Annotated in this window: 11 protein-coding genes; 1 reads left to right on the top strand and 10 read right to left on the bottom strand. The window is 36.3% G+C overall.

Annotated features, from left to right (window positions below; genetic code table 11):
• The 6 genes from ABN763_RS12415 to tgt all read right to left on the bottom strand — a co-directional run bounded on the left by ABN763_RS12415 (position 1) and on the right by tgt (position 7,119).
• The gene (locus ABN763_RS12415) at positions 1–1,317 is read right to left on the bottom strand and encodes an asparagine synthetase B (RefSeq protein WP_410485831.1); all 1,317 of its coding nucleotides are present in this window, start codon (positions 1,315–1,317) and stop codon (positions 1–3) included.
• Complete coding sequence (gene dnaB / locus ABN763_RS12410; protein ID WP_410485790.1) at positions 1,301–2,845, bottom strand: replicative DNA helicase; 1,545 nt, start codon at positions 2,843–2,845, stop codon at positions 1,301–1,303. The genes ABN763_RS12415 and dnaB overlap by 17 nt, the downstream gene beginning before the upstream one ends.
• Positions 2,846–3,015: 170 nt before the next feature.
• A complete protein-coding gene (locus tag ABN763_RS12405; RefSeq protein ID WP_410485789.1) occupies positions 3,016–3,969 on the bottom strand; it encodes an acetyl-CoA carboxylase carboxyltransferase subunit alpha in 954 nt (317 codons plus the stop codon).
• 59 nt (positions 3,970–4,028) lie between these two features.
• A complete protein-coding gene (locus ABN763_RS12400; RefSeq protein ID WP_410485788.1) occupies positions 4,029–4,919 on the bottom strand; it encodes a DMT family transporter in 891 nt (296 codons plus the stop codon).
• Complete coding sequence (locus tag ABN763_RS12395; RefSeq protein WP_410485787.1) at positions 4,906–5,985, bottom strand: LptF/LptG family permease; 1,080 nt, start codon at positions 5,983–5,985, stop codon at positions 4,906–4,908. Before ABN763_RS12395 ends, ABN763_RS12400 begins: the two co-directional genes overlap by 14 nt.
• A 3-nt stretch (positions 5,986–5,988) precedes the next feature.
• Positions 5,989–7,119 (bottom strand): tRNA guanosine(34) transglycosylase Tgt, encoded by a 1,131-nt coding sequence (gene tgt, locus ABN763_RS12390; RefSeq protein WP_410485786.1) that lies wholly within the window; start codon positions 7,117–7,119, stop codon positions 5,989–5,991.
• Between the two features lie 299 nt (positions 7,120–7,418).
• Here tgt and ABN763_RS12385 point away from each other — a divergent pair, with 299 nt between their 5' ends.
• Entirely contained in the window at positions 7,419–7,799 is a 381-nt protein-coding gene (locus ABN763_RS12385; protein WP_410485785.1) for a LysM peptidoglycan-binding domain-containing protein, read from the top strand.
• A gap of 90 nt (positions 7,800–7,889) precedes the next feature.
• Here the strand turns inward: ABN763_RS12385 and ABN763_RS12380 are convergent, their stop codons facing one another.
• The 4 genes from ABN763_RS12380 to lon all read right to left on the bottom strand — a co-directional run bounded on the left by ABN763_RS12380 (position 7,890) and on the right by lon (position 12,744).
• Positions 7,890–8,537, bottom strand: a complete 648-nt coding sequence (locus ABN763_RS12380) for a CPBP family intramembrane glutamic endopeptidase (protein WP_410485784.1) — start codon at positions 8,535–8,537, stop codon at positions 7,890–7,892.
• A 113-nt stretch (positions 8,538–8,650) separates the two neighbouring features.
• Positions 8,651–9,478 carry a LytR/AlgR family response regulator transcription factor gene (locus ABN763_RS12375; RefSeq protein ID WP_410485783.1) on the bottom strand — a complete coding sequence of 276 codons (828 nt, stop codon included), beginning with the start codon at positions 9,476–9,478 and terminating at the stop codon, positions 8,651–8,653.
• 62 nt (positions 9,479–9,540) lie between these two features.
• Positions 9,541–10,239: a (d)CMP kinase gene (gene cmk / locus ABN763_RS12370; RefSeq protein ID WP_410485782.1), complete on the bottom strand. Its 699-nt coding sequence runs from the start codon at positions 10,237–10,239 to the stop codon at positions 9,541–9,543.
• A 54-nt stretch (positions 10,240–10,293) separates the two neighbouring features.
• Positions 10,294–12,744 carry an endopeptidase La gene (lon, locus tag ABN763_RS12365; RefSeq protein ID WP_410485781.1) on the bottom strand — a complete coding sequence of 817 codons (2,451 nt, stop codon included), beginning with the start codon at positions 12,742–12,744 and terminating at the stop codon, positions 10,294–10,296.
• Positions 12,745–12,771: the final 27 nt, after the last annotated feature.

The following is a 12,771-nucleotide window of genomic DNA, read 5'->3' as shown; positions in this document are numbered from 1 at the left end:
TCAAGTCTTTTGCTTTTTCTTTCTCGCAGCTGGAAACAAAACGTTATTTAATATCAAACGATATCCGGGGCTACTTGGGTGTAGTTCTAATTCTGTCTTTGGATCACCCACCCGATGTGTATAATCTTCAGGATCGTGACCCCCGTAAAAAGTAAAAAAACCTTTTCCTTTTATACCGTGAATGTATCTAGCTTCACTATTAGTCTTATTTTCTCCCATTACCAAAACATTCGATTTTAAGTTGTTACGATCATAACTAGTAGTTTGACCCATAAAACCTTTGACCAGCGCAGTATGGTTCTGACAAAGCATTGTGGGTATCGGGTCCCATTTTGCAGAATAATCCATTAAGGTGAAATAATCAAGGTCTTTTTGAATACGACGCTTTCTGGTCATATCAATATCCGAAAATTCATAAGTCGACGGATTTCGCTCTAAAATAAAATTGGTAAAGGCGAAAGTATTGCTAAAATCTAACTTAGATTGATAATTAGGCTCAGAAGGGTCACCATCGAACATCGGTTCGCAAATGTCTACTTTTTCCGCAGCCAAAGCAATGTCAAAACTATCCGTTGCACTGCACATTGCAAACATAAATCCGCCACCTATAACATAATCTCGAATGGTTACTGCAACCGCTCTTTTTAATTCGGACACCTTAGCAAAGCCCAATTTGGTGGCAAGTGCTTCTGCTCTTTTCTTATCGTTAATGTACCAAGGCGTTGCTCTATATGCACCATAAAACTTACCGAACTGCCCTGTGAAATCTTCATGATGCAAATGCAACCAATCGTATAATAACAACTCATTTGATAGCACCTCTTCATCATAAACCACCTCATATGGTATTTCGGCATAGCTAAGTGCCATCGTAACAGCATCATCCCATGGTTGATTGGTTTTAGGTGAATACACCGCAATTTTTGGCGCTTTTTCTAGTACCACTGCCTCCATATTTTGTGATGGACTGGCAATCTCTGCTAAAATTGATTCGGTTTTAGCATCAGATAATACTTCGTATGAAACCCCACGAATTTTGCATTCCTTTTCCAGCTCATCAGAGTTGGGAATAAGAAAAGATCCTCCTCGGTAATTAAGTAACCATTTTACTTTTTCCTGCTTAGCTAGTACCCAATAGGTAATGCCATATGCTTTTAAATGTTCATTTTGGATTTCTGCATCCATAGGAATTAAAATATAAGACCCTAGTACACCTTGAATGCAGAACAAACTCAATAATAAAAAAAGGCAAGACCTTATGTAAAGAGATCTTGCCTTTTGTATATTTTTCAAACTAGTATTAGAACGGTACGTCATTATCATCTGGAGAATCCTCGTTTATGCTACCAAACGCCTCATTGGCATCTGGAAAACGATCAGGTATGAACGGATCGTCACCATCTGCATTGAGTTTCGACTGAAACTCAAAAGGCGAATCGAATTCCTCTAAATTATCAAATTTACCTAAATGACCGATGAATTTTAACCTAATATTATCCAACCCACCATTACGATGCTTCGCTACAATAAACTCTGCCTGACCGGCTGTTGGTGAACGTTCCTCATCGTCCCATTCATCAATTTTATAATATTCAGGACGATAAATAAATGATACAATATCAGCATCTTGTTCTATCGCACCAGATTCACGAAGGTCCGAAAGTAAGGGTCGCTTGCTGCCTCCTCGAGTTTCTACTGCCCGCGATAACTGTGATAAAGCGATAACGGGAACATTCAGTTCTTTTGCCAACGCCTTTAAGTTTCTAGAAATAGTCGAAATTTCCTGTTCACGATTTCCTCCGCCTTTTACTGCGCTACCTGCAGTCATTAGTTGTAAATAGTCAATCATAATCAACTTAATACCATGTTGCGATGACAAACGCCTTGCCTTTGCACGGAGGTCAAAAATGGATAATGATGGGGTATCATCAATAAAAAGCGGTGCTTTTTCAAGACCCTTTACTTTTACATTTAACTGCTCCCACTCGTGTTTTTCTAGCTTTCCGGTTCGAAGTTTTTCAGAAGAGAGCCCAGTTTCTGATGAAATAAGTCGGGTTATCAACTGTACTGATGCCATTTCTAACGAGAAAAAGGCTACAGGAATATTCTGATCAACTGCTATATTTCTGGCCATCGATAAGGTTAAGGCTGTTTTACCCATACCTGGACGTGCAGCAACAATAACCAAATCACTTGGTTGCCAACCCGATGTTAGTTTGTCTAATTTATCAAAACCGGTAGGAATCCCACTAAGCCCCTCTTTATTCGAAATTTCCTCAATTTTTTTCTTAGCCTGTATTACCAAACTTTGGGCAGTTTCTGAAGATTTTTTAATATTCCCCTGTGTTACTTCGTATAATTTTGATTCGGCATTGTCTAAAAGATCAAAAACATCTTTAGTCTCATCATACGCGTCCTCAATAATCTCACTTGAAATTTTGATCAAACTGCGTTGAATAAATTTCTGTAAAATAATACGTGCATGAAACTCGATATGCGCTGAGGAAGATACTTTTTGGGTCAACTGAATCAAATAGAAATCCCCTCCTACCAAATCGAGTTTCGCATCTTTCTTTAACTGTGCAGAAACAGTTAATAAGTCAACAGGTTCGCTGTTTTCAAAAAGTGTATAGATAGCGGCAAAAATGTGTTGATGTGCATCCTTATAGAAGGCTTCAGGTGCGAGGATATCAATTACTTCATCAACCCCTTTCTTATCAATCATCATAGCTCCTAACACAACCTGTTCTAAATCAGTTGCTTGCGGAGGAACCTTGCCGCGTTCAAGTCCTACAACGGTACTTTTATCTAGCTTTAGGGCCTGTATAGGGTTCAGTTTTTCCATGGCTGCGAATGTAAACAAAAGGTTAACAAGAGCATGAATTGTGGGGAGGGAGAATCTTCACTACTCGTTAACAAAGTAACTGTTAATAACTTAAATATATTGTTAATATTGATAAAAAAAATCCAAAGTCATAAACCTTGGATTTTGATAACAAGTGTAAAAGTAGCTAGTTAGCCATTATACACTCCCATATTAGTATATTTTTCCATTCGCTGATCTATCAATTCCTCTGGTGATAACTTTTTTAAAGTCTCAAAAGATTTTAAAATTGACTTTTTCACCGTTAAAAACGTTTTAGTACGATCAGAATGTGCGCCACCTAAAGGCTCTTTTACAATCTCATCCACCAACTTTTGCTTTTTCATATCAGCAGCTGTTAACTTCAAAGCATCGGCAGCTTGTTCTTTATATTCCCAACTTCTCCATAAGATCGATGAGCAAGATTCTGGAGAGATTACCGAATACCATGTATTTTCAAGCATCAATACGCGATCACCAACACCAATCCCCAATGCGCCACCAGATGCCCCTTCACCAATAATTATGGTAATAATAGGCACTTTTAATCGCGTCATTTCCAGAATATTGCGTGCAATTGCTTCTCCTTGCCCACGCTCCTCAGCTTCTAGGCCAGGATAAGCACCCGGAGTATCAATTAGTGTAATCACAGGAATTCCAAACTTCTCTGCACTTTTCATTAAACGAAGAGCCTTTCGATACCCTTCAGGATTTGCCATCCCGAAATTTCGATATTGCCGTGTTTTTGTATTGAATCCTTTTTGCTGACCAATAAACATAAAACTTTGGTCATCAATTTTACCCAAACCACCAATCATTGCCTTATCATCACGAACATTTCGATCACCGTGAAGCTCTAAAAATGAATCGCCGGCCAACGCATTTATGTAGTCAAGCGTGTAAGGTCTTGACGGGTGTCTTGACAATTGAACTCGTTGCCAAGCCGTCAGATTTTTGTAGATGTCTTTTTTCGTTTCTTGCAGTTTTTTTTCAATCTGCTTACACGTATCAGTAACATCAATTTCACTTTCAACACCTATTACTTGGCACTTACTAAGTTGTTCTTCAAGATCTTTAATAGGTAATTCAAAATCCAAATATTCCATTAGATTTTTATTTGATTTTAGTTAGAGAACAAAAATAGGAATTTTGGCCATTATGGCTATCACCCTTTGCTTGTTTTTGACTTTCGATTCTTAAGAATTCCGTTTACAACAACAGTTATTATTATAATTATTGCTCCGTAGTAGAATTGTATGCTCATTTGTTCTTTATCACCTAAAACAATCCACGCCAATAAAATACCATACACAGGTTCTAAATTAATGGTGAGCATTACCGTATATGGACTTAAATATTTCATTACTGCATTAGATGCTATAAAAGCATAGGCTGTACAAAATGAAGCCAAGAGCGCAATAAATAACCAATCTGAAGTGCTTAACACAAAAAACTCAGATGAAAATTCTTGATTTATAAGTAAATACATAGTAATGCCCAAAACACCGATTAATAATTCATAAAAAGAAATGGTGATGGGATTGTTTTGTTGTACTAATTTGCCATTAATAATAGAAAAAAGTGCTGCTAGTACGGATGCGAGTAACGCAAAGCAAATACCCCAAAAATAGTCTCCTTCAAATTGAAAAATAACAGCAAGACCGGCAATGACAAATAATCCGAGAATTAGTTCGTACAAAATAAACTTTCGTTTATAAATAATTGGTTCTAAAATGGAAGTGAAAAATGCTCCTGTTGCCATTGTCGCTAGCGTAACTGATACATTCGAAATTTTAATTGCATGAAAAAATGCCAACCAATGAACAGCAATCATAAGTCCGGCGATACCATACCATAACAATTGTCTTTTACTAATTTTTAAGTGTACCTTTCGAAAAGTGATATATACCAATATAATACCGCTTGCCATCAGCATTCGATACCAAACAAGAGGAACAGCATCAATACTTATCAAGGCTCCTAAGACCGCAGTAAAACCCCAGATGAAAACAATAAAGTGAAGATGTAGGTAGTTTTTTAGCTTAGCGTTTGGCATTGTTTAATAGATAAATTGCCAGTATACCGAACATAATATTAGGTAGCCAGACTGCAACAATGGGCTCCATACCTGACTTTTGGGCTAAAACACCTAGTATTTTATCTAAAAAAATAAATGTAAATGCGATAATAATACCGAATGCCAAGTTTACTCCCATACCACCACGACGCTTTATTGATGAAACAGCAACCGCTATTACGGTAAGTACAAATGCTGAAAACGGTAAACTCCATTTTTTATACTTCACCATTAAGTATCGATTAATATTTGATGAACCCCGCATCGTTTCTTGCTTTATGAATTTATTAAGTGCCGTATAACTCAATGTTTCTGCCGTATAATTATTGGGAGTAAGGTCTTCGAGATCAAAATTGAAGATGGTGTCGTGTTCTCGTTTACGTTCGATAATATCATCTCCAGGTCCAATAATTCGCTTTGTATATCTACGTAGACGATATAAACTATCTTCTTCTATCCAAGTGATATTTGAAGCTGTGAGTTTAATTTTTAATTCATTATCCTCGAAATGCTCTAAGGTAAATCGATTTGCTCGTTTTTTCTCAAGATCAAAGCTACTAGAGTAGATAAAGTCATTTGGGCTAATTTGCTTGTACAAATTGACCGTTTCTCTAGAAGTGTCCTTCCTTTTTAGCCATTTGTATTTAAATTCGTAAAAACCGCGACTCGATATAGGAACTAGTATCACGCTCATAAAAAACCCAAAAGCAGCAATAATACCTGCACTGATCATAAATGGACGTAAAAATCGTGAAAATGAGATACCGGAACTCAACATCGCCACCACCTCGGTATTATTCGCCATCTTAGAAGTGAACCAGATAACCGATATAAAAAGGAAAATGGGAAAAAGGAGATTAGCAAAATAAACAGTGAAATCAAGGTAATATCCTACGATTGCATCAAATGGTACTTTTCGCTCTAGAAATTTATCAACCTTATCAGACACATCGACCATAATTGCGATGGGTATGAACATGATAAAAAGTACCGTAAAGGTCGATAGGTACTTTTTGATGATATATCGGTCAATGAGTGTAAGCACAGTTTATAGGCGTTTGTCCATTTGTTTAACCATCATATCTTTCCATGTGCGGAAATCGCCTGCTAAGATATGTTTTCTAGCTTCTCGTACCAACCACAAATAAAATCCTAGGTTATGTATAGTAGCAATTTGCTTTCCTAATAATTCATTTACTGAAAATAAATGTTTTAAATACGCCTTTGTATAATCAGTATCTACCCAAGTAATTCCCATTTCATCAATTGGAGAAAAATCATCTTCCCATTTCTTGTTTTTGATATTTATGGTACCGTGTGCAGTAAACAACATGCCGTTTCTAGCATTACGCGTGGGCATAACACAGTCAAACATATCGACCCCTAAAGCAATATTTTCTAAAATATTAATAGGCGTTCCCACTCCCATCAAGTATCTGGGCTTATCTTCAGGAAGTATGTCTGTGACCACTTCTGTCATCTCGTACATTTCTTCTGCAGGTTCACCTACGGATAGCCCTCCGATCGCATTCCCGAATTGTTGTGTGTTCGCAATATACTCTGCAGACTGTTTTCTAAGATCTTTATATGTACTACCCTGTACAATTGGGAAAAAGGTCTGGTTATAATCGTATTTTAATGGTGTTTTCTTTAAATGCGAAATACAGCGCTCTAACCATCTATGGGTCATATGCATGGAATTCCTGGCATATTGATAATCACATGGATAAGGAGTGCACTCATCGAAAGCCATGATAATATCGGCTCCAATGGTGCGTTGAATTTCCATCACGTTCTCGGGTGTAAAAACATGATATGAGCCATCTATATGACTCTTAAACTTCACACCCTCTTCTTTAATCTTTCGGTTAGCAGAAAGCGAATATACCTGATAACCACCGCTATCGGTTAATATATTTCGATCCCAATTCATGAACTTATGTAAACCGCCTGCCTGTTCCAAAATTGTGGTTTGCGGACGCAAGTATAAGTGGTATGTGTTTCCTAAAATGATGTCTGGATTAATATCATTTTTTAGTTCCCGTTGATGTACCCCTTTGACAGAAGCTACAGTGCCAACCGGCATAAAAATAGGAGTTTCAATAGTACCGTGATCCGTGGTAATAAGTCCTGCACGGGCCTTACTATTCGCATCAGTTGTTAAGAGATCAAATTTCATTCACTTTCAAAAATCAAAAAGGCAAAGATAACCAACTGCATGACGTAGCATGTTATTAAAAAGGTAAAATATAGCGCTCATTTCGTTGACCACTCTCAATTTGATATTGAAGAATTTAAAACTAGCTTTTCATGATTTGATTTTTTCAGGATTTATAAGATCTACCCAATATTCCATGTTTTTATCCGTAAAACATGCATTTAATCTAAAACAGGAATTACCAATCAAACAATTTTTAGGGCTTTTTAAAAAAATGTATCTTTAACTATATTAATAATTAAACCAATAAACTTTATACTATGAGTGCAAAAGCCAAATATCAAGAAGTACTAAACCTAGGTGAGAAATTAGGTATCAAAGATGGTGCTGTTAATGAAGAAGGTGGAGTATTAAAAATAAAAGGACAAGCGAGTAATCAATATGAGAAAAATCTTTTATGGGATAAAATAAAAGAGATTGGTGGTGAATCGCCATCCGATATCCAAGCAAATATTACAGTTGAAGATACTAGTGTTTACGCGCGCCATACGGTACAAAAAGGCGAAACTTTAGGGAAAATTGCTAAGCACTACTATGGCGATGCGATGAAATACAAGCAAATTTTCGAAGCGAATACTAATATTCTTAAAAACCCAGATCTTATTCACCCTGATCAAGAATTAGTAATTCCGAATTTGTAACAGAATAGATTTTTATAGTATAAGGCTACCGAATTAATTAGGTAGCCTTTTTTATATTGCATGAAGACTTTAATTGTTTTGATGATTTAACTATATCCCATAATATATAAATACGACAGCAACGGTATCAATAAAACCATGAACAGCAATATTGAACCATAAATCGTTATTACGGATATGAAAAATAATCGCCAAAACCATACCTATAATACCAGTTATTATTTGGCCAGTTATTCCTTGATACGCGTGAACCCATCCAAATAGAAATCCAAAAAGTAGAATATTAATAATCAGGCTAATTTTACTTGATCCGAAAAACTTGGTAAACTGCTTCATTAAATATCCTCTAAATACAATTTCTTCACCAAAAGCAGCCGACACCCAGATAAGAGCGAGTAAACCTAATGTTGCTGGCAGGTTACCCTTGTAGGTTTCGAATATAGAATAGTCGATTGGCTGTCCTGTAAGATATGTTACCCCCGGTACCATGACATAGTAATAAAAAAGAAAAAAAACTACACCCAATATTGGAGCCACTACTAACAGACTTTTTACATTGAAGTTTTTTCGCTGAAAGCCCAAGGATTGAAAACAGTCTTTTTTATACTCTAGGGCACTGGCTAATATAAATATTAGCCCAGCTATGATCATTTGAAAATACCCTGATGCATATAAAATTATGCAAAGAATAATAGCGATTACAGGTGTTAGTTTTGAAGTTAAAAAGGTCTTGCTCATTTTTATCGTTTTTAATTCTAAGCGAAGTAAAAACGATCAAGCAAGGTAAAAGGCTATTTACAACTTATTTTTACTGAATGGTATTAAAATAACCGCCGAATAATCATTGTATTCTACAATTTATCATTAAACCAGTTCATAAATTCTTGTTTTTTGTATCTACTAATGGTTATTTGAAAAGCATTTTTGCTGTTAACAGCAGGTTTGAGCATTAAGGATAATTTCCCATTTTCTATTGACTGTACTTGTTCAACAGAACGATGATGAAGAATAGTTTGTCTATTTGCTCTATAAAAACTTTGCTCGCTGATTTTGCTTTCAACTTCATTTAAGGTAAAATCCGTAATAATTGTTGTTCCATCGGTTTTTACAATATGTACTATTTTATTTTCACTATATATAAAGGCAATTTCAGGATACTTAATTAATGTTATTTTACCTCCTTGTTGCACTTTAAGTGTTCCTTTTATCGAGACAAGCTTATGAAGTTTATAAATATCGGTTGAAAACAAAAGCGCAATTCCTAGAGTGCATATGAGTAGGGAGACCGTAAGCCCCGTTAATAAATGATAAATACTATATGAATCAATTCCATTAATTAAACCATTTAATCCAAAATATAAAAAGAGATATAGTATAGTGATATACCCTAAAGTTGAAAAAAGGAAACGTAATAGCACTCGTATGCTAATTTTTTCAGTAAAGTATTTCTTTTTAAAATACTTGAAATTAACGCTAGCAATCAAAATCATTATACCTCCACCTATAATTGAAACAACAATCGGAAATAAAGGAAATTCATAATCGTTATGAAATGGAAAATTTTCTGGCTCAATAAGATGGTTTGCCAAAATGGAAATGATTACAATTACAAAGCCATTTCTAACCCAAAAATTTGAAAAACTAATTTGTTTTATAAAAGAGCTAAATACTGTTTTCATTAAAGATTCAGTCCTACCTTTTTAATTTTAAAGCTTAGTATAAAACTTCTTATTACTACTTTCTAATTAGTTATTTGCTCAATGATATCCTTGGTATAACTCAGCATTCGCTCTAACTGTTCGTCCAAGCCCATATCGCTATTGTCTATCTCGACAGCAGTATCCGCTTTTTTAAGCGGTGAATCTTCTCTGTGTGAGTCAATGTAATCCCTATTTTGAACGTTCTTCAGTACATCGTCGTACGAGACTTTTTCACCTTTATCCTGTAACTCTTTATATCTGCGTAAGGCTCTTTTTTCTGGAGAGGCTGTTAGAAAAAACTTCACTTCTGCCTTCGGAAACACCACGGTACCTATATCTCTACCGTCCATTACAATGCCTTTGTTTTCTCCCATTTCTTGCTGTTGCTGTACCAGTTTTTTACGCACCGCAGAAATGGCTGCGATGTTACTAACATGCACAGAAACTTCAAGTGTTCTAACAGGAACCTCAACATTTTCGCCATTCAAGAAAATATCGGCATTTCCAGTTTTCTTATTCAGTTCGAAAGATAGTTTTATACTACCAAGTAAACTCTTTAAAGCATCTCTGTCGATATGACCATCAGTAATGATGTCATTTTTCATGGCAGCATAGGTGACTGCCCTATACATAGCTCCAGTATCTACATAAATGTAATCTAATGCAGCAGCAAGTCTTTTTGCCAAGGTACTTTTACCAGTGCTGGAATAGCCGTCAATAGCTACAATGACACCTTTCATGTTGTTTTAGTTTTGTGTGGAGGATGAAGATACTAAAACTTAGACAAGCCGCATTTATAACTGCTTAGCATTTTTTACTTTTTGGTTTGTAAGTGCCAAATTAAGCACTTCGCTCATATCGTTAACATAATGAAAAGTGAGCCCTTTCAAATATTCTTGTTTGATTTCTTCTATATCTTTTTTATTATCTACGCACAGCAAAATCTCTTTAATGCGTGCTCGTTTAGCTGCCAATATTTTTTCTTTAATACCACCAACAGGAAGTACCTTACCCCTTAGGGTAATTTCACCAGTCATCGCTATACTCTTCTTCACTTTTCTTTGTGTAAAGAGCGACACTAAAGAGGTCAACATTGTTATCCCTGCACTTGGTCCATCTTTAGGAGTTGCCCCTTCAGGTACATGAATATGAACATTGTATTTATCAAAAATATCAGGGTTAATTCCTAAAGTCGATGCATTTGCCTTGATGTATTCCATCGCAATAGTAGCTGACTCCTTCATTACCTTTCCAAGATTACCTGTTATGGAAAGGTTGCCTTTTCCTTTTGAAAGGATAGATTCTATAAATAAAATATCGCCTCCAACACTAGTCCATGCCAAGCCCGTAACAACACCCGCCACTTCATTGTTCTCATATTTATCTCGTTCAAGACGTGGTGGACCAAGGACTTCCTCGACCACTTCGGAAGAAATTTTTGTGTCATATGCCTCCTCCATCGCAATATTCTTTGCCGCATAGCGCACCATTTTCGCAATCTGTTTTTCAAGACCACGAACACCACTTTCTCGCGTATAGCCTTCAACTATTTTTTCGAGCTGTTTTTTACCAAGTTTGATATCTTTTTTAGAAAGCCCATGCTCTGCAATCTGTTTAGGTAATAAGTGCTGTTTCGCTATTTCAACCTTCTCTTCTATTGTATAGCCAGTAACATTAATAATCTCCATACGATCACGCAATGCAGGTTGAATGGTGCTTAAACTATTTGCAGTTGCAATGAACATAACCTTAGAAAGGTCAAACCCCATTTCTAAAAAGTTATCATAAAACTCTGTATTCTGCTCGGGGTCTAACACTTCTAACATAGCAGAAGAAGGATCACCCTGATGACTAGATGATAATTTGTCAATTTCATCCAAGACAAAAACTGGATTTGAGGTCCCTGCTTTTTTCAAACTTTGTATGATACGCCCGGGCATAGCACCAATATACGTTTTACGGTGACCACGTATTTCTGCTTCATCTCGCAAACCACCCAAGGAAATTCGTACATACTCTCTACCTAATGCTTCCGCAACCGACTTCCCAAGTGAAGTTTTACCAACACCTGGTGGTCCATACAAGCACAAAATAGGCGACTTCATGTCATTACGCAGTTTAATAACTGCTAAATACTCTATAATACGTCTTTTGACATCTTCTAGTCCATAATGATCCCGATCAAGTATTTTTTGTGCGCGCTTTAAATCGAACTGATCTTTAGAAAATTCATTCCATGGTAAATCAAGAAAAAGATCAAGATAGTTTCGTTGTATCGAATACTCAGCTACCTGCGGATTCATACGCTGCATTTTAGCAAGCTCTTTATTAAAATGCTCTTTTATCTTATCATCCCACTTTTTCTTCTTGGCGCGTTTGCGCATTTCTTCAAAATCCTGCTCATTACTAACCCCGCCCAATTCTTCTTGAATGGTTTTCATCTGCTGATGTAAGAAATACTCCCGCTGTTGCTGGTCCATATCAGAACGAACCTTAGACTGAATATCTTGCTTCAGCTCTAATTTCTGATATTCAACATTCATATGCTTTAGGGTTGCCAAAGCGCGTTCTTTTAAATCAGAGAGGCTTAAAATCTCCTGTTTTTCGGCAACAGAAAGATTCATATTCGAGCTTACGAAATTGACCAGAAAACTGTTACTCTCTATATTTTTGATTGCAAAAGAAGCCTCACTAGGTATGTTTGGACTTTCTTTAATGATTTCTAAAGCTAAATCTTTGATCGATTCGATGATAGCCCCAAATTCCTCATTATCAGATTCAGGTCGAACTTCAGGAACAGCTCGTACTGTTGCTGTGAGGTATGGTTTTTCGGTAAGCACCTCAGCTACCTCAAAACGTTTTTTACCTTGTATAATAACAGTTGTGTTCCCATCTGGCATTTTTAGTACACGTAATATTTGGGCCACCGTACCTAAGGTATTAATATCTTTTGGTGCTGGGTCTTCAATACTCTCATCCTTTTGAGATACTACCCCTATTAGCTTACTCCCATTATTGGCGTCTTTTATTAGTTTAATCGATTTGTCACGACCTGCAGTAATAGGTATAACTACACCAGGAAAAAGTACCGTATTTCGCAAAGGCAAAATAGGTAAGGTTTCGGGTAGTTCTTGCCTATTAATTTCTTCTTCATCTTCAGGGGTCATTAACGGAATTAAATCTGCCTCCTCGTCAATTGCTTGAAATGACAAACTGTCAATGCTCAAAAATTTTGATTTACTCATATCTTCGTATAAGCCATAATGTCATTA

Origin of the sequence: Spongiivirga sp. MCCC 1A20706 (assembly GCF_046524175.1) — a bacterium.
Lineage (GTDB): Bacteria > Bacteroidota > Bacteroidia > Flavobacteriales > Flavobacteriaceae > Spongiivirga.
The sequence above is the reverse complement of the archived record's forward strand: the minus strand, read 5'-3'. Positions and strand labels throughout refer to the sequence as shown.